This is a genomic window from Elusimicrobiota bacterium (assembly GCA_026388155.1).
In the GTDB taxonomy this organism is placed as follows: domain Bacteria; phylum Elusimicrobiota; class Elusimicrobia; order Elusimicrobiales; family UBA9959; genus UBA9634.
The window spans coordinates 18,260-36,063 of the sequence record JAPLKI010000016.1 but is presented as its reverse complement, the minus strand read 5'-3'; the positions used below and the strand labels follow the sequence as shown (position 1 = coordinate 36,063).

Here is a 17,804-nt window from a genome sequence, read left to right as displayed (position 1 = left end):
CCTGATGTCTGAAGAGAAGTGGAAGAAGCTTGAAGTGTGGCAGTTATCCAATAAGTTTGCTTTGGATGTATATCATGCCACAAAAGAATTCCCTAAAGAGGAATTATTTGGGCTTACTTCACAGCTTAGGCGCGCAGCTCTCTCTGTCCCCACAAATATCGTGGAAGGGCATTCAAGAAGCGGTGATAAAGAATTGGCAAGATTCCTCGATATAGCCTTAGGTTCTCTCGGCGAAGCCAAATATCTGCTTTTCTTTTCAAGGCAAATTGGATTTCTTTCGGAAAGTTCTTTTTCGGCTCTTGACGCATTAATTCAAGAACTCGGATCAAAACTCTATGCCTTTTTTAAAGTAGTAAAAGGTTAAGTTTTACGGTTTTTTGCCTATGGCGTATGGCTTCTGGCAGTGCTTCTTGCCTATGGCCTATGGCCTATGGCATAAGGCTTATGGCAACTTTACATGGACATTCTAGCTAAACTTCGCGTACTGTTCTGGGTCCTGGTCATAGGGCTTTGGGGGCTTTTCATGTACCAGTACATGAACAAAGACCTCTCCCTCGTGCCGCAGATGCACATTTCACAAAACCCCTTCACCGGCAGACAACCGGAAGAAAAGGTTGTAAAAAAACAAGCCCCGCCCGGCATTTATAATCCGCCGGCGACTTTCATCCCGCCGCGGACTTCCACGGCCGCGCCCCAGGGCAGCTTTGTCAAACCTCTCGGGGGAGCGGATATCAGGGAAATAGCTTCCACCAGCATGTTGCCGGAGCACTCTCCCGAAGAGAAAGCCGCCATGCGCCCCCAGGGCGCGCAAAAGGAAAATTATCCGGAAACGCCTAAAGGGTTTTCCATGGAAGAAACGCGCAACTTTGTGGTTTATGAGGAAGGCCAAAAGGTGTCCGACGAGCTCGCGGGCACGGTTGAGGATCTGCACGGAAATATCATGCTCGATCTGGTGGCTTTCTCTCCCTGGACAAGAGAAAATAAAGTTTTTATCTTCTACGCGCAAACCCCCGGCACCTACCACGACATGACGGGGCGCCCCGCCTGGTCGGGCGGGTCGGCTTCTTTGAGCGAAAGGAAAATCTATCTTTACAGAAGCAACGAGGCTTTCGGAATACTTTCGCACGAACTGACGCACATGTATTTCGACAGCTTCTTCACACCCTCAAACCCGAGCCCTCTCTGGCTGAGCGAAGGAATGGCCACCTATGTGCAGTCGGAGCGCGGCTACTCAACGCCTAACTGGCTCGCGCAAAATCTGCAATTGCTCCAAAAAGGCGCCGGCTTCAAACTTAAGGACCTGATGCGCATAGAAAACCTGCAGGGCGCCGACCCGGACAGCGTGCGTCTTTGGTACGCCCAATCCTACAGCGTGGTCCGCTTCCTGCTAAAAATAAAAGCGGGCGACGCTTTTTATGTTTTTTGCAAGGCAGTGAGAGACGGAAAACCCGTCGCACAGGCCCTTTACCAGGCCTACGGCATGCCCTACAATAAACTCTCCTCGCTTGAATACGCCTGGCGTTACGACCTGAAGACCGGCAAACTTGCCACGGCGAATCAATAACCGTTTTTCTCATTAAGTTGACTAAAGTCACACATGCCTTTTTTCCGCCGCCGCGCAATTCCATAAAAAGTCCTTATTATTCAATGCTTTTTTCATCAGGGTATTGACAAGCACATATCCATTCACATATACTCTAAGTCCGGTGGTGTGAAGTGGTGGATAGTATATCAGGGGTGGAGGGAAAAGGTTAATCATGGGCGCATTATACGGTGAATACTCATACATAATGGACGGCAAGAGCCGCATATTCATTCCCGCCCGCTTCCGCCAGGAATTGCAGAAAGAAGATAAAACACATTTCATGATCACAATAGGCTTTGATCGCTCGCTCTCGCTGTTCCTTCCGTCAAAGTGGGAAGAACTCATTTCGGACAATATGCAGATCTTCAAGTACGAGAATAAAGAAGAGGAAAGGGCTTTTAAAAGATATTTCTTCGGCAACGCCGCGGACGCTGTTTTGGACGAACAGGGCAGGATACTGCTGCCCCAGAATCTGAAAGTTTTCGCGAACTTAAAAAAGGACGTCCTCATACGGGGCGTCGGCAACAAGGCGGAAATATGGGATGCGCAAGCCTGGTCAGAATACAAAAAAGAAAAGGTAGACCCCTCGCTCGACAAATTCAGCAAGCTGTTCGACCTATGACGGAGAATTACACGCACCAGCCCGTCATGCCGGAAGAAGTCGCCCAGCTGCTTGTCACCGAGAAGGAAGGGGTCTATGTCGACGCAACGCTGGGCATGGCGGGCCATACCCTTAAGCTCCTGTCCGTATTGGGGCCGAACGCGCGCGTTATCGGAGTGGACTGGGACCCCGAGATGGCGGCCATAGCGGCCAAAAATGTCGCGAGCTTCGGCGACAGGGTTAAAATTTTACAGGGCAATTTCGCCAACATCGATGAAATGATGAAGCGAGAAAATATCACTAATATTTCCGGCGTCCTTTTCGACCTGGGCATCTCTTCGCTGCACTTCGACAAAGCCTCGCGCGGTTTCAGTTTACGCAACGACGGCCCGCTGGACATGCGCATAAATCCGGCAAATCCCCTTACCGCCTACGCCATATTAAGATATTGGCCCTACGAGCAGATAGAGCACATTATCCGCGTTTGCGGCGAGCGCCAGGCTGGCAAAATAGCCCGGGCCATCATAGCGAAAAGGGAAACCAAACCGCTTGACACCACGGGCGAGCTCAGGGACCTTATAGAGCGCCTGATGCCCTACCGCGGAGAGAAAATACATCCCGCCACCAAAACTTTTCTGGCGCTCCGGGTGGCGGTCAACTACGAATTTGACAACCTGACGCGCGGCATACAGAAAATAATACCTTTCCTGTCAAAAGGCGGCAGGATCGGGATTATAACTTTCCATTCGCTTGAGGACCGCATAGTGAAAGAGACCTTCAAGTTCATGGCAAAACAAGGCGACTGGAAACCCGTGACAAGAAAACCCGTTACGCCGTCTCTGGAAGAAGAGGCGGGCAACAAACGGGCCAGAAGCGCAAAGCTGAGAGTGATAGAGAAGAAATAAGCGTAATACAAGGAGGCTGTATGAACCCTGAGAACATCCTGAACGCCGGTTCTAAATTGAGAAGGCTTTTCACAGGCCGGACTTCAAGAGCCCGACTCAACGGGATTAAGGCTTCCCTGTGTCCTACCAAGATCTTCTACCTGTGGGAAAAGCACGGCATCAGGCGCATTGAGCTGTTCAGCATGGAATAACAGGCTTCGGACGCCAGGTTGCAGGCAGAGTTTGGTCTTGTGGCAATAAATTATTATTTTTTCTCTGCCACCTGCAACCTGTCGCCTGCAACCTGACATCTGTCTTAAATATGACGAAAAGGACAAGAAATCTGAAATTCGCGGTGCTTGCCGCGGCAAGCGCCGTATTTTTCCTGTTCGCGTGGGAAAATATACAGGCGGTCAAGCTGGGCTACACCATAGAACAGCTCCGCAAAGACAACCTGGACATTGAAAACGCGAATACCTACCTGAAAAAGGAAATTCAGATCTCCCTGTCGCCCGAAAAACTGGAAGCCGAGGCCGTTAAGCTCGGCATGATATACCCCGAACCCGCTTCTATTGTGCTGCTTGATCCGCAATCCGAAGGCAAAGCCCCGGCTTTGGGCTGGCTCTCGAAACTGCTTCGCCGCGACCGCTTATCCATGTGAGAATCAGCCGGCTCCGGGCGACCCGCCCCGCCCTTTTGGTTCATAAAACAGCAGGCAGTTAGCTGAAGGTGAGGCAAAAAAACTTTATCGCTCGGCCAAAAGAGCGGGACCCGCCTTCGCAAAGGAGAACATGGCAGAAATATCTTCTCTAAGAAAGGCGTTCGCTCGTATCCCGCTATCCGGTGAAACCGGCCTGGCCAGAATCTTCAATGACCGCCAAAACATTAAAAACAAGAATCAAGTTCTGCGCGTATATAGCCGTGCTGCCGGCTTTGCCCGTTTCAGCGCGGTTATTCTACCTGCAGACCATAAGTCATGAAAACCTGACAGCCGCCGCTTCCCGCGAATTTAACCGCACCGTCTCGGAAACGGGGCCCAGGGGCAGGATTTTCGACTCCTCAGGCTCCCTTCTCGCGCAGTCCATAGTAACCTGGGACTGCTTCCTGTTCAAGAACGAGCTGGAAAACCCCGCCCGCGCGCTTGAAGAGCTTTCGGCGGCGCTTGATATTAAACCCTCCCAGCTGCGCGACAAGTACCGCAGGGAGAAAAACTTCGTGGTTGTAAAAAGGGGGCTGGACAGAACGGCTTGCGAAAAAATAAAAGCCCTGGAACTTAAAGGTGTTACCCTTGAGATGACCCAGACCCGGTACTATCCTTCCGGCGAGCTGGCCAGGAATGTGCTGGGCATCGTGGGCGCCAACACCGGCCTTACCGGCGTTGAACTGCTTTATGACAAGGTCCTGAGCGGCCTGGTCAGCCGGCGCGGCGTGATAAAAGACGCCTCGGGCCGCGTAATTTACGAAAACAAGGAAGGGGGGGAAGAACACCCGCGGGATATTTACCTGACACTGGACAAAAACATCCAGTTCTTCACCCAGGAAGCGGTAAAAAAAGAGGTACTGAAGAACCGGGCCGATCTGGGCATGGGCCTGGTGCAGGACCCTAACACCGGCAAGATACTTGCCATGGCCACCTACCCGGAAAACCCGGTAAAACTGCCCCCGGTGGAATGGGTTTATGAACCCGGCTCCACTTTTAAAAGCATAACTCTCTCCGCCGCGCTTGAAAAGAACGTGGTTTCGGAGCGCGACACTTTTTTCTGCGAAAAAGGCGCCTGGCAATTCAATAAGCAGGTTATTATTCACGATCACGAACCCGAAGGCACCCTCACGCTTTCGGGCGTGATAGAGCGCTCTTCAAATATCGGCGCCGCGAAAATAGGCCTTAAACTGGGGATCGAGAATTATTACCTTTACGCCAAGGCCTTCGGCTTCGGCACCAAGCCGGGCCTTGGCTTTTACGGGGAATCGGCGGGCATATTGCGGGCGCAGGCGAAATACCGCCAGATCGACCTGGCTGTGGGCTCTTACGGGCATGGCCTCGCCGCCACGCCGCTGCAGGTTATAAGCGCCTATTCGGCGCTTGCGAACGGGGGCCGCCTGCTTGAGGCCCGCCTGGTGGACAAGATAACCGATTTTGACGGAAAGGAAATTTCGCGGGAAGAACCGTCCACCGTAAGGCGCGCGGTTTCCGAGGAGACGGCGCGCAGGGTAAAAGCCATATTGCTCGCCGTGGTGGATAAAGGCACGGGCGTGAACGCCGCCGTTGCCGGCTACCGCGTGGCCGGAAAGACCGGCACCTCAAAAAAAATAGACCCGAAAACCGGCAAATACCTTACCGGCAGCAATGTGGCCTCGTTCTGCGGCTTCTTCCCGGCGGATAAGCCGATGTACACCATACTCGTGGTCATGGATAACCCCAAAACCTCGCAATACGGCGGTGAAAGCGCCGCTCCGGCTTTCCAGGAGATCTCGAAAAAGATAATTACCATGAAAGGCATAAAACCGGACGTGCCTGAACAGTTCAAAAACACACTGAAAACTTCAGTAGGCCCGATTTCGGATTGAGCTCAATGCCAGTCACTTAAGCCGCCAGGGGCGCGATCTTATAATCTTCCTCCCCTTAGCAGACGGCGATAAGTGACTGACATTGGGTTTAAGTAGGAAAATATTCTATTATCTACTTAGAAGACAGAAGTCAGTATGCTAAGTTCTAAGCTCTAAATTCTGACATGCAACTCTCTGAAATTTTAAAAGGCGGGAACTTTTCTCTGGACGGCAAAGACCCGGCTGAAATAGGCTCCATCACTAACGATTCCCGCCAAGCCGTCAAGGGTGCGCTTTTTTTCGCCCTGCCCGGCGCGAAAACCGACGGGAACCTGTACATAAAACAGGCGCTTGAAAAAGGCGCCTCCGCCATTGTTTCGCAAAACGCGCCGGACCCGGCCCTGAAAGCCGCCTACCCGGCGGCCGCCTGGGTGCTCCCCGACGATATCGCAGCCTTGCTGTCCAGCGCCTCGGCCAACTTTTATTCCAACCCGTCGGCGGAGCTTAAAGTTATAGGGCTCACCGGCACCAAGGGAAAAACCACCACAGCCTACTTTCTTGAAAGCATCCTGACCGCGTATGGCGACAAACCCGGCGTGGCCGGAACCATAGATTACCGCGTGAACGGCCGCCTGCTCGCAAAAGCCTCGAACACCACCCCGTTCGCCCACACCCTGCAGGCCCTGCTTCGCGCCATGGTTGACGCGGGGGCAAAAAGCGCCGTACTGGAGGTTTCCTCCCACGCGCTGGCACTTAAGCGCGCCGACGATGTGCAGTTCGACTGCGCCGTATTCACGAACCTCCAAAGCGACCACATGGACTTTCATAAGACCCGCGAAGATTATTTCCTCGCCAAGGCCAGACTTTTCGAACTGCTGTCCGCTTCTCCCAAAAAAAGCAAAAGCGCGGTCATAAACGCGGACGATGAAACAGCCCCGCAGCTTATAACCATGCTGCCGCCCGATCTGAGCACCTTTACCTTCGCCATTGACGGGAAAGCGGACTTCATGGCCTCGGCGATAAAAATAATGGAGCAAAAAACGCTTTTCATCCTTGAAACGCCCGAGGGCAAAATGCCCGTCGCCCTTAACCTGCTGGGCCTGCACAATGTTTACAACGCTCTGGCCGCCATAACGGCGGCTTACGCCCTGGGCATCGGGCCTGAAACAGCTATTAAAGGCGCCGCGGCCCTTACCAGGGTGCCGGGGCGGCTTGAGCGCGTGGACCTGGGGCAGGATTTCACCGTGTTCGTGGACTACGCCCACACCGGCGCGGCCCTTGAAAGCGTGCTCACGAATTTAAAAAAAATGCCGCACCAGAAAATAATAACCGTTTTCGGCTGCGGCGGCGACCGTGACCGCACCAAACGCGCCCCCATGGGAATAGCTTCCTGCTCGTTAAGCGACCAGGTTATAGTGACCAGCGACAACCCCCGCACCGAGGATCCCGCGCAGATATTCGCGGATATTGAAAAGGGGCTCGCGGGCACGTTCTTCAACTATGAAGTGCTGCCCGAACGCCGGGAAGCCATCGCAAAGGCCGTAGCCGCCGCCTCAAAAGGCGATATAGTGCTTATAGCCGGCAAAGGCCACGAGGATTATCAGATACTGAAAGACAAAACCATCCATTTCAGCGACCGCGAAGAAGCCGAAGCGGCGATACAGCGGAAAATGCAAAGTGAAAAATAAAAACGATAGCGCTTGTTCCGCTCCCCGGTTTTCCAAAATTCCCAGCTAACCGACGTATCTCAGCAAAAAATCATAAAAGATCCACTTTGCCAACGCGACAATAGGCTGTCGCGTTGGTCTGCTATGCTATTTAAGGCAAAAATTATGCTTTATCTTTATCTGGATGAAAGCGGGGACCTTGGATTTGATTTTGTAAACAAAAAACCGAGCGCATTTTTTACCATATGCGTATTGGCGATTAAGGGCCGGGAGAATGACAGGGCTTTGGCGAATGCTGTCCGTGCGGTTATTAGGCGCAAGCTTTTTAAGAGTGCAAAGAACAATTCTCCTGAGCTTAAAGGAAGCACCGCTTCATTAGAAATAAAGAAATTCTTTTACAACAAAGTCAGGTATATAACTTTTAAATTATATTCTGTAACTCTGAATAAAAAAAGAATCTACCTGCACCTTACAAAAGATAAAGACCGTATTTACAATTATATAGCAAGATTAGCGCTGGAACATGTGAATTTTAGAGAGGCGGCGGTCAGAGTAATAATGACTGTTGATAAAAGCAAATCTCGCCAAGGCATATTTAATTTCAATAACTATATGGTCAGCCAGATCAAGGCATGTCTTGACCCGCTTGTTCCTTTAGATATTTTCCATAGGAATTCCATTGAAAGCCCCAGTTTACAAGCTGTGGATATGTTCGCATGGGGGATTTTTCGTAAATACGAAAAGGATGATCTTGAATGGTTAAATGTATTTAAGTCACGGATTTGTTCGGATAGGTTGTACTTGCCTTAAAAAAAGAAGAAGAGCGTGCCGAGCAGGGACAATATCCAGGCTATCTGCCACCATACGGAGGGGAACACCTGGACCACCTGCAGCGGGCTTACCGCTCTTCATTAATAGTATAACAGAGGACCAATACACTGTCAATAGAATTTTGTCAATGAAAAATGGGATTTGCGGGTTTTCTTTCAAACATTCCCAATTTGGAACGCACTGCGTTCCGAATTGAGTGCTGGATTCCCGTGCCAAAGCAGCAATTGCCAAGTTTAGAATTGGGAAATTTCTCTGCCCTACACTATTCGCTATTCGCTCTCTTACTATTTGCTACCTAAAGATGTAAAATTCCACTAGCGGGGTTTGAGGCGTGCCGAATCTTTCATTCTCTGAGCACAAAATTAGTCAAAATACGCTTTTCCAACACGACAGACCCTTGTCGCGTTGGTCTGCTATGCTATTATTATTATGAATTCTCAACCATCAAATACATCGACAATCATTTCTAGTAAGGGCATGGAGGCAAAGTTGTATAATTTTAACATGCAGATGGCTAATAATGCCAAACCTTTTTTGAAATGGGCTGGCGGAAAACGGCAACTTTTGGACCAGTTCAAAAAGCACTTTCCAAGAGAGCTTTGCGAGCAAGGCAAAATTAAACATTTCTACGAACCTTTTTTGGGTAGCGGGGCTGTTTTCTTCTGGGTGGCGCAGCATTGCACAATAGAAAAGGCTTATCTTAATGAATTAAATCCTGAAATCTATCTGTGCTACATCTCCATAAAGAAAAATGTGGAAGCAGTGATAAAAAGTCTTAAAGCCTACGAAAAAAAGTACAACTCTTGTGATGATAAAGGGAAAGAAGTTTTTTACTATAAAATTCGCAAAGTATATAATGCAACCCAGAAAGGCTTAAGCGAGAAGAGATGTATTTCCGAAGCAGATAATAAACGAGTTGCGATGACAATCTTTCTAAATCGAACTTGTTTTAATGGTTTATATCGGGTTAATTCCAAAGGCGAATTTAATGTCCCATTTGGCCGCTACCTCAATCCTAAAATATGCGACGCGGAAAACCTAAGAAACGTCTCAAAAATACTACAGAAAGTTAAAATCACAAACGAAGACTTCTCTGTAATCAAAAATAAAATTAAAAGCGATTCGTTTGTATATTTCGATCCTCCATACAAACCCATAAGTGAAACCGCAAGTTTTACTGCATATTCTTCAAATAGTTTTACTGATGAAGATCAGGAGCGCCTTGCTCTCTTGGTTAGAGATATAGACAAAAACACTCACGCGAAAATAATGCTTAGTAATTCTGCTCCTAAATCAGATTATTTTGAGGACCTTTATGCGGGGTTTAGAATAGAAAAAGTATCTGCAACACGACTTATAAATTGCGTGGCAGAAAAGCGTGGCAAAGTTAATGAAATCCTGATAATGAATTATAAAAAATAGCAGCAGAACTGTTTTTCAGGGGGCGGTTTAAATGAAACACTCAATAATATATGAAAAGATGCTGAAGTACTCATCTCCAGATGATGTGTTTAAGCATTTCATGACCACACTAAAGCCCTCTACTATAATCTGGACATACTTCGTTAACTGGGAGAAAGTTTTCGAGTCCGTGAAAGATATTGAGGTGGGGCTCAATGTTCTAAATTATCTTATAGGCAAGCAGGATTTCGATAAAGAATTCAGATTCCTATTAAAAAAGCACCCCGAAGTGGCACAGGTATTGCCTACCTTGGTAGTGCGCGACGGTGAAGGGACCAAGAACTTTAAAATTCTGGTGGACTACAAGAATAAAAAGCTTGTGTATGAAGACTATGATTTTTCCAAAAAGACACTAAATAATGACGACATAGAAAAGTATCTTAAATTTATAACTGAAACTGGCTTTAAAAACCTGATAGTTTCCCAGAAAATTAAAAACTTGGTTGATTACATGATTGGGGTCGAAGCTGGCCTGGACAGCAATGGCCGCAAAAATCGCGGCGGATCTATTATGGAGGATATCGTTGAGGTATTTATTAAGGATATCTGCGAACGCCATAGCTTCCAGTATTTAACGGAAGCGTCTGCACCGGAGATCAAAGCCAGATTTAATAAAGATGTTCCAGTCGATAAATCTTCCAGGCGGTATGATTTTGTTGTTTACAACGGCAAAGAAATTTTTATTATCGAGGTTAATTTCTATAGTGGTGGAGGTTCCAAACTGAAATCCACCGCAGGAGAATACCGCGATTTATTCAATGTGCTGAAAGATAAGCACAAGTTTATTTGGATTACGGATGGCTATGGATGGAAAAAGACGGACCGTCCGTTGCGCGAAACCTTTGAGCATAATGACTACCTGCTGAATTTGGACATGCTGGAAAAAGGCATCTTAGAGAATCTAATTCTAAATGAAAAATAAAAAGCACGTTAGAGTTAAGGGGGCTAAGATGAAAACGTATAAAGCGAAGCGTTTACTCTCTGCCACAAAAGAGCCTAAACTCCTGGATGGCTTTAGAGCTTTTACTCCGGTCTTTACGGATCCTGAAAACCGCGCCAGCCTGTTTAAGGCCAACTGCATAGATTTCCTAAATCATCTTGCTGATGCGGAGCCACAGGGTTGCGTGGATATGATATTCGCCGACCCGCCTTATTTCCTTTCCAACGGCGGCATTTCCTGCAAAAGCGGCAGAATGGTAAGCGTAAACAAAGGCGATTGGGACAAGAGCCAGGGCCCTAATCGAAACCATGAGTTTAATCGCCAATGGCTCAGCGCTTGCCAACGCGTACTTAAGCCCAACGGAACTATTTGGGTGAGTGGGACAGCTCATGTCATATATTCAATAGGCTTTGCCATGCAGCAGCTCGGCTATAAAATCTTAAACGATATAACCTGGGTAAAACCTAACCCGCCCCCGAATCTCTCATGCCGTTACTTCACGCATTCTGCAGAAACAGTAATTTGGGCCGCGAAAAACACAGACAGCCGCCATCTTTTCCATTACCAGAAAATGCGGGAGATGGCAGGGGGAAAGCAGATGAAAAGCGTTTGGAATCAGATATATCCGCCATACGCCCCAGAGAAAGAGTTTGGGAAACATCCCACTCAAAAACCACTTGAGTTACTCGAAAGGATACTTCTAGCGAACTCCAACTCTGGGGATCTTATTTTAGACCCGTTTATGGGCTCCGGCACCACGGGGGTGGCCGCCATACAGATGGGAAGACGGTTTGTGGGGGTTGAATTAGAACCCCAATACATCGACTTGGCAGTCAAGCGGATTACTCGCGCAATTCAAAACCCACCCTTGAAACAATTGCGGTTTTTCCAAAATTAACATTTTTTTATAGGAGGCGTTTGTATGATGTTTAGTGAAAACTTTATTGACAATAAGGTGTTTGTAAAAAAATCAAGGAAGGCCCGGAAAAATCAAGATTTACCTGAGTCAGCACGTCTAGAAAACCAACTTTGGTTATTCTTATATAACATCGGTTTTAGAAAGTTAAACTGTGATGGGGAATGTACTATATCATGGGGAAAAGATAATGAGCGGTTAAAACGTGTTGATGTTATTGCGGAAAATGATGAGGTATTAATTATGGGAGGAAGGTAGCGTCTACTTTTTATGGGTATGCGAAATAAAAATGCTTATATTTCAAGCAGTTTTCCAAAGGTAGCTGCTACCTTTTTACACAGGCTGGACGTAGACTTCGTAACAGTTTAGTCCTTACCTCAGGGCATGCGGGACGGTTCTTAATATCTTAATAGTGGACAGCGGGAAAAAGGTACCAGGTACCTTTAGTGCCTAAACGTTTAAGGTTAGCCGCTGAAATGACTAAATTGCGCGACCTGCTGAACCGCATTATCTGGGACCCTTCCGAAAAGAAGGAAAAAGATAAATACCTGATAACTTACAGGGACGGCAGGATCGAACGGGATATGCAATTGGACCAGATAACCAAGGTGGACGGTTTCGGCTTTACCACCTTCGACGATTCTTACATCCCGCTTCACAGGATAAGGGCCGTCAGGAAAGGCCCCGAGATCATCTGGCGTAAAAACCCATAAATATGAGAGAAAAAGCAGCAGAAGCCTTCCGTGCGTTGCAAGTGTGCGCGCCGACCTTCCGGCGCGGCTTAAGGCTGGTCTTTCTACTTATCGTTTCGCTGGCGGCGGCAGGCTGCGTTTCCTGGTCCAAACACGGGGTAATACCCGAACCCGGCAGAAAACTGCGCGTGGCTTTGCTGCCTGTAGAGCTGGGGGTGACGATAAAACACCTTAAATATATTCAGACCACGCCGTCCGGAGGGCAGCCCGCCGGCGGCGAGCCCGAATTGATAGAAAAAGAGATGCGCGGCGTAACGAACGCTCTCTCGGCGGCCATGGAAACAAGGCTGGGGGGGTCGCAATATCTGGAAGTCATACCGCAGAATGAGTTTTCTTTGTCATTAGAGAAAGCAGGCCTTTCCTTAAGCACTGCGCCCTTAAGCGCTCAGCAGATCAGGGCATTGTGCGCCGCTTCCAGGGCGGATGCACTGTTGAAAGTAAAACTTTCCGGCTACGGCGCCATCAAACATAAATGGCTGGTTTTGCTTGTCGGGTCGGGTATGGTGGAAGGCGTTACACAGGGAATAGTGGCTTATTCCCTGGTTCATAAACAATGGGTGGCGATCGTCATAGGGGCCGAGGAGATAGCCCAGGAACTTGTTACGTGGGGCGGCGGCGCATATATTTTCAATAAGATATTCAACCCCGTGATACTGGAAGCGGAACTGCACGGGGCTGTCGACGGGGAGAAGATCTGGAGCAAAACCATTTTTGTCACGCGCGACAAGGCCGCCATAAAAAAACTGCCCAAAGAGCAGCAGGATAAACGGGAGATCCGGTTACGTCTTACCACCGACAAGGCCATCGGCGAACTTGCTGGTGCGCTTGATAAGAAGATAAAGAAAAATACCAAATAGTGAAAAAAGGTAGCGTCTACCTTTTATGGTCAAAAGGCAGTAGGAGTCTTTAATGTCTGAAGATGCCAGAGCTGCACACCCTGTTTACCTCTGCGATATCCGCGCCGGTTGCGTGCAGATCCTCGCCTCTGTTTATCAGGTACATCACAGCTTCCGGGTCGGAAACGTGCTCAAGCCCCGCCGCGTGGCCCATCTCGTGCGCAAGAACACGCACCAGCTGCATACGGTCGGTAAAGTCGTAGATGCCTATAGTCTCCATTCCCCTTGAACTCTGGTAAAAGCCTTCTTCAAAACTGCCCATGGCCGAGCCCACGCGGTTGTATTGCGCGATGCTCAAATTAAGCTGCACAATAAGCTTATTAAGCGTTGTCGCAAGGGCATCCAGAAGGTCCATATGCGCGTTCAGGGTATTCTCACGCACTTTCACGCCCGCAAAGTCATGCAGCAGCGCCGCCTCCCAGGCTTCCAACAGCCTTAATCCCGCCGCCGAGCCGCCTCCCCTCTGGCTCCTGCGCCGCACTCTTACATTGTACGCGGCTTCGTTGCGCTTGTACACGGCCAATTGAGCTTTGTACTTTGCCTGCTCGGAAGCCACCTGCACGGAGAGCGCATCGTACCTCGCTTTCAGTGTGTCGTAGGTCGCCCGGCTCTGGCCGGTTCGTATGCCCGCCGCCTTAAGTTTATCTATCGCGGCCTGGCGGATATCGTAGATAAGATAGACCGTAACGTCGCCGCCGCTTTGCGTATATTCAAAAAGATCCCTGCGCGAGGGTTCTTCCCAGACCGCTTCGGCGTCTTTAAGATCCTCGGCAAATTCATTTACCGAGATGCCGAAACGTGGGTCGATGTCGCCTATCGAATACGTAATAGGGGCTGCGCAGGGCGCCGCCTTCCTCATGACCACGCGCATCATCCCGCGGACCCGCACTGTGCGCGTATATCCTATGTACACCGCGCCCGTCAGAACCGCGATGACAAATGTCCACTCGATTATCCTTCGCATCACTAAATTATACCTTTGTCAGGGGAACCGTGGTCAGCCCCCATTGGGATATTGGAAAGAGGAAAAAGGGGAAAAAGATGTCAGGCCGCTTTTTGTTTCAAAAATCGCCTTTCCCGCTGACAACAAGCCGGCCTGAAGATATGTGAGAGGCGGAAAAAGCCGTTCCTGTTTACTGCCAGCGCAGGGTAACGGAAAACCGGTGAGCGCCGCCGATATCGCCCATCGGGACAAAAGCGTAGTCAATGCTCCAGTTGCGCAGCAGATAGGCAAATCCGGCGGTAAACCCGCTCCCGACGTCGTTGCGCGTGTTGAAACCAAAGCGCAGCGCCAGCGGCCCCAATAGCCGCGTCTCCGCGCCCACCGCGACCGAAGCCGTTTGGCTTCGCTGTTTCATAACATCCAGCGCAATAACATTCTCACGCCCTATGATTTTAAATTCATAAGCCGCTCCGGCACGCAGGTTAAAGGGCAGGTCCTCGCGCATATTCACAAAACGCACTGCCGGGCCAAAATTCTGCGCCGCAAGGCCAAGGGTCAGCCCGCTAAACGCGTGCGCCGCATATAGCAGCCCTGCATCCAGGGCAAAACCCGTCGCGATAACGCCGTCTATAGTCTCGCGGATGCATTTTACGCCCGCGCCGGCCGACAACGCTTCTGTAAGCGCGCGTCCGTAACCCGCACCGAAAGCCAGGTCAGTCAGCGTTGTTTCACCGAGCCCCGCGCCCTCGGGGTCGCTTAAAGTGGTCTCGCGCACATTGCCGAAGCCGAGAAAGTTCAGGTTCGCGCTCCAGCCTTTGGGGCCGGCGTACGCGATGTAATCCTGCGTTATCTGCTGAATGTAGACATTGTGCATGAATGTGGCTTCACTGCGGTTAACCTTCGCCAGGCCGGCGGGATTATAAAGCAGCGCGTTCGAATCCGCGGCCAGCGCCGTATAGGCTCCGCCCAGCGCCGCGGGCCGGGAGTTGGCGTCAAGGAATAAAAAATCGAACGGCTCGGCGCCCGCCGAACCGGCGGCACAGGGCCGGGCCGGCGCCAGGCTAAAGATAATAAAAAATACAATTCCAGCGTTTTTCATCTGATTATCAGCAGTTTCTTAACCACGCTCTCCAGGCCGGGGCTGCTCACTACCGTTATATACCCGCCCGAAGCCGCATTCTGCCCGGCGTTGTTGCGCGCGTCCCACCGCAGCTTGCCGGCGGTGTTCTGTGAACTGAAGCTCTTCACAAGCCGGCCGCTCACCGTATAAATTTTAATGGTCGCGTTATCGGGCAGATTGTCGAAAATAATGCCGGAGGACGGGTCCCCGGCCGAATAGGGCCTGCCCTGGTCCGGGTTGGCCCCGGTGGGCCGGTACGGGACGGGATATACCCGCAACGTGGACAAGCCGCCTACAGCACCAACGCCGAAGGACGTAAATATGGACAAATGGCTGATATTGCCCGTAACCACCTTGTTCGCCGTATCCACGGTTGAGCCCGACACGGCCTCCCATTGCCCGCTCGTCTCGTTAAGCGCGTAAAGCCGCAGCGTGTCCGCGCGCACCGTCGGCAAAGTGCCGTCCACAAAGCCTGTGTTGTTCGCGTCAGGGTAAGGGATTCTCACCGTGACCGGCAGCTCCAGCGTATTATTGGAACGGATGCCGTCCACCACAATGAGGAATTCGGTCAGGGAACTGTCCGACCCACGCATTCCCGAAGGCGCGACAGCCGCGGAGATCAAGGCTGTGGTGTTGCTCATCAGGGGACGCTGCAGCGGAGACTCGGAAAGCATCCAGCCTGTGGCGGCGCCCAAAAGCGAGGCAGGGATATCAAGCTGTGTCTTGCCGTTCATTCCCGTCAGAGTCCGGCTGGCCGTTCCTATGATGTAGGACCCAAGCCCGGGGGTGAACACGGTCACGGTGCCTGAGAGGGCCTGCCCGCCCTGGTTGGATATCTGAAGATAGCGGGAATACGCCGTGGACGAAGAAAGGCCGGTTTCCAGGTAATAAGTGGCGGAGGCCGGCAGCGAAGCCAGCAGGCCGCCGGTAGAGGTGAAAAGATGAAAATCAGCCGCAAGACCGCCGGAAGGCGGCCAGCCCCAGCGTATCGCGCCGCTTGAGACGGCGAACGCGCTCAGCTTTGGCGGGGCGGGCGCAATTGTGTCTATGGCGAACGCGAGCTCGGGGTCGTCTCCGTTCACGAAAGCGATGGCCGTTTCCCTGGTGAGGGGGACGTGGATAGCGGGGGCCACGCCGCCCGCTCCGTTACGGCTGTCCAGCTGGATGGTATGGCTTTCGTCCAGGGACCTGCCGTAAGGGAATCCGAACTGAACGCCACCGGGAAGCAATGCCGCGTCGCCCACCATGCCGAATGAACCGTTGGTGCCGTAGAACCCGATCACTTTTCCGTGCGGCGCCCGGGCTATTCCCATAGCCACGCCCTCGCCCGAACTGATGGTCCCCGGGTTCACCAGAGCCCTGACGGGGCCGCCGTAGTGCGGCGTCTGCGGCGTGATAGAGATAGAACCGCCCTGCATGATCACGTTATTGGTTTCGATGCCTATCTCGAACTCCCCGGTCAGCGCGTCGTAGTATTCCTGGTATTCATAGAAGGAAGGAACCTCGTAAAAATATCCGGAGTAGAGGGCGGCCGCCGCATCGCTGCCGCCGTGATTACCACGCAGGTCGACGATAAGGCCTGGAACATCCGCGTCCACAAAGGCCTGGATGGCGTGTTTGAAATCATCGTAGACGCTCTGGGTGAACCCCTCCATCGTCAGCCTGATATAGCCGTGTCCGCTGGGAAGTATCCTGGTGGAGATCTGTACCGAAATATCCGCGCCGGCGGCGAAATTCGCCCGCGCCAGGGTGGCGAAGCTGTCGCTTTCGGCGATAAGGGTGACGGTCTGTGTTGAGGCCTCTCCGTCGTTGCGGAAGGCAACGGTGGCCTGGGTACCCAGCGGAGCGCGGACAAGGTTGTTGAATTGTTCTATGCGTACATTATCATCGGTCGCGAGGGGGCTGTTGCCTCCCCTCCAGGCCAGATCAAGCTGGGAGAGCGCGGTCAAGACAGGCACCCCGTTCCACTGGATGATTTCCGCGCCAGGCAGTATCCCGGCCCCGGCCGCAGGGCCGCCGGGCAAGATCAGGTTTGCGATCACATGCCCGTCGTCAAGCCCCGCAACGGCAAGCCCGAATCCGCCGCCGATGCGGTTGTTGATAACGGCGTTTATGGCGGCGCCTTTTACGCTGACGTGTCCGTCGGGGATAGAAAAGCCATAGTGTCGAAGAGCGGTCAGATACGCCGTGGTGTCGCCCGCCAGCTCGGCCGCCGTTATCTGCGGGAGATACAACGCTCTGAGCGCCGCCCAGTCCATGGCCTTCCATTGCGTGAACGCGTATTCGCTGGAAATCTTGATGTGGAAAGATTCGAAGGCCTGCGTCCAGGTCATATTGCTGAAGTCTTCAGTCTGCGGGAGGGGAATGGTCCCGCTGGCGTTCCCGCGGGCGGCAAGCGCCGCAAGCGCAAGGGCGCAGATGAGCGCCGCAGCCCGTCGCAAGCGGAAGCAACCGCGTTCCGGAGCGGCGCCGTGTCTTTTTTTGGAAAAAACAGAAGGGAACATAAGTTTTACTTTAGTACCATTGGCTGTCGCCAAATTTTTGCGATAAGACTGCCTTTATAATACTAAAAATCGGGGGTTTTTATAGAAAAGGCAGGAGCCTTTTTTATGATCCAGCCGAACATCAATAGCTCATTTCCTGCGCTTGTGGTAGAATAGT

Annotated in this window: 18 protein-coding genes; 15 read left to right on the top strand and 3 right to left on the bottom strand. The window is 51.2% G+C overall.

Annotated elements, in window-relative coordinates; all coding sequences use genetic code 11:
- Nucleotides 1–4: 4 nt before the first annotated feature.
- The 15 genes from NTX59_06370 (at nucleotide 5) to NTX59_06300 (ending at nucleotide 13,041) form a co-directional block, all read left to right on the top strand.
- Nucleotides 5–364 carry a four helix bundle protein gene (locus tag NTX59_06370; protein ID MCX5785295.1) on the top strand — a complete coding sequence of 120 codons (360 nt, stop codon included), beginning with the start codon at nucleotides 5–7 and terminating at the stop codon, nucleotides 362–364.
- 93 nt (nucleotides 365–457) lie between these two features.
- The gene (locus NTX59_06365) at nucleotides 458–1,564 is read left to right on the top strand and encodes a hypothetical protein (GenBank protein MCX5785294.1); all 1,107 of its coding nucleotides are present in this window, start codon (nucleotides 458–460) and stop codon (nucleotides 1,562–1,564) included.
- Between the two features lie 193 nt (nucleotides 1,565–1,757).
- Nucleotides 1,758–2,207, top strand: coding sequence for a division/cell wall cluster transcriptional repressor MraZ (gene mraZ, locus NTX59_06360; GenBank protein ID MCX5785293.1), 450 nt, complete (start codon nucleotides 1,758–1,760; stop codon nucleotides 2,205–2,207).
- Nucleotides 2,204–3,091, top strand: a complete 888-nt coding sequence (gene rsmH / locus NTX59_06355) for a 16S rRNA (cytosine(1402)-N(4))-methyltransferase RsmH (GenBank protein ID MCX5785292.1) — start codon at nucleotides 2,204–2,206, stop codon at nucleotides 3,089–3,091. Before mraZ ends, rsmH begins: the two co-directional genes overlap by 4 nt.
- Nucleotides 3,092–3,111: 20 nt before the next feature.
- Nucleotides 3,112–3,282, top strand: coding sequence for a hypothetical protein (locus NTX59_06350; GenBank protein ID MCX5785291.1), 171 nt, complete (start codon nucleotides 3,112–3,114; stop codon nucleotides 3,280–3,282).
- Between the two features lie 110 nt (nucleotides 3,283–3,392).
- Entirely contained in the window at nucleotides 3,393–3,731 is a 339-nt protein-coding gene (locus NTX59_06345) for a hypothetical protein (GenBank protein MCX5785290.1), read from the top strand.
- A 209-nt stretch (nucleotides 3,732–3,940) separates the two neighbouring features.
- The gene (locus NTX59_06340; protein MCX5785289.1) at nucleotides 3,941–5,638 is read left to right on the top strand and encodes a penicillin-binding protein 2; all 1,698 of its coding nucleotides are present in this window, start codon (nucleotides 3,941–3,943) and stop codon (nucleotides 5,636–5,638) included.
- Nucleotides 5,639–5,802: 164 nt separating this feature from the next.
- Nucleotides 5,803–7,305, top strand: coding sequence for a UDP-N-acetylmuramoyl-L-alanyl-D-glutamate--2,6-diaminopimelate ligase (locus tag NTX59_06335; GenBank protein MCX5785288.1), 1,503 nt, complete (start codon nucleotides 5,803–5,805; stop codon nucleotides 7,303–7,305).
- A 144-nt stretch (nucleotides 7,306–7,449) separates the two neighbouring features.
- A complete protein-coding gene (locus tag NTX59_06330; protein ID MCX5785287.1) occupies nucleotides 7,450–8,094 on the top strand; it encodes a DUF3800 domain-containing protein in 645 nt (214 codons plus the stop codon).
- Between the two features lie 450 nt (nucleotides 8,095–8,544).
- The gene (locus NTX59_06325; protein MCX5785286.1) at nucleotides 8,545–9,537 is read left to right on the top strand and encodes a DNA adenine methylase; all 993 of its coding nucleotides are present in this window, start codon (nucleotides 8,545–8,547) and stop codon (nucleotides 9,535–9,537) included.
- Between the two features lie 31 nt (nucleotides 9,538–9,568).
- Entirely contained in the window at nucleotides 9,569–10,498 is a 930-nt protein-coding gene (locus tag NTX59_06320) for a type II restriction endonuclease (GenBank protein MCX5785285.1), read from the top strand.
- Between the two features lie 28 nt (nucleotides 10,499–10,526).
- Nucleotides 10,527–11,414, top strand: coding sequence for a site-specific DNA-methyltransferase (locus tag NTX59_06315; protein ID MCX5785284.1), 888 nt, complete (start codon nucleotides 10,527–10,529; stop codon nucleotides 11,412–11,414).
- 24 nt (nucleotides 11,415–11,438) lie between these two features.
- Nucleotides 11,439–11,690 (top strand): hypothetical protein, encoded by a 252-nt coding sequence (locus NTX59_06310; GenBank protein MCX5785283.1) that lies wholly within the window; start codon nucleotides 11,439–11,441, stop codon nucleotides 11,688–11,690.
- 218 nt (nucleotides 11,691–11,908) lie between these two features.
- A complete protein-coding gene (locus NTX59_06305) occupies nucleotides 11,909–12,145 on the top strand; it encodes a DUF504 domain-containing protein (protein ID MCX5785282.1) in 237 nt (78 codons plus the stop codon).
- A 2-nt stretch (nucleotides 12,146–12,147) separates the two neighbouring features.
- On the top strand, nucleotides 12,148–13,041 hold the full coding sequence (locus NTX59_06300; protein ID MCX5785281.1) for a hypothetical protein: 894 nt from the start codon (nucleotides 12,148–12,150) through the stop codon (nucleotides 13,039–13,041).
- A 49-nt stretch (nucleotides 13,042–13,090) separates the two neighbouring features.
- Here NTX59_06300 and NTX59_06295 read toward each other — a convergent pair whose 3' ends face one another.
- From NTX59_06295 to NTX59_06285, 3 genes are all read right to left on the bottom strand, one after another.
- Nucleotides 13,091–14,044, bottom strand: a complete 954-nt coding sequence (locus NTX59_06295; GenBank protein ID MCX5785280.1) for a matrixin family metalloprotease — start codon at nucleotides 14,042–14,044, stop codon at nucleotides 13,091–13,093.
- Between the two features lie 169 nt (nucleotides 14,045–14,213).
- A complete protein-coding gene (locus NTX59_06290) occupies nucleotides 14,214–15,122 on the bottom strand; it encodes a PorV/PorQ family protein (GenBank protein ID MCX5785279.1) in 909 nt (302 codons plus the stop codon).
- Nucleotides 15,119–17,647 carry a S41 family peptidase gene (locus NTX59_06285; GenBank protein MCX5785278.1) on the bottom strand — a complete coding sequence of 843 codons (2,529 nt, stop codon included), beginning with the start codon at nucleotides 17,645–17,647 and terminating at the stop codon, nucleotides 15,119–15,121. The genes NTX59_06290 and NTX59_06285 overlap by 4 nt, the downstream gene beginning before the upstream one ends.
- Between the last annotated feature and the right edge of the window lie 157 nt (nucleotides 17,648–17,804).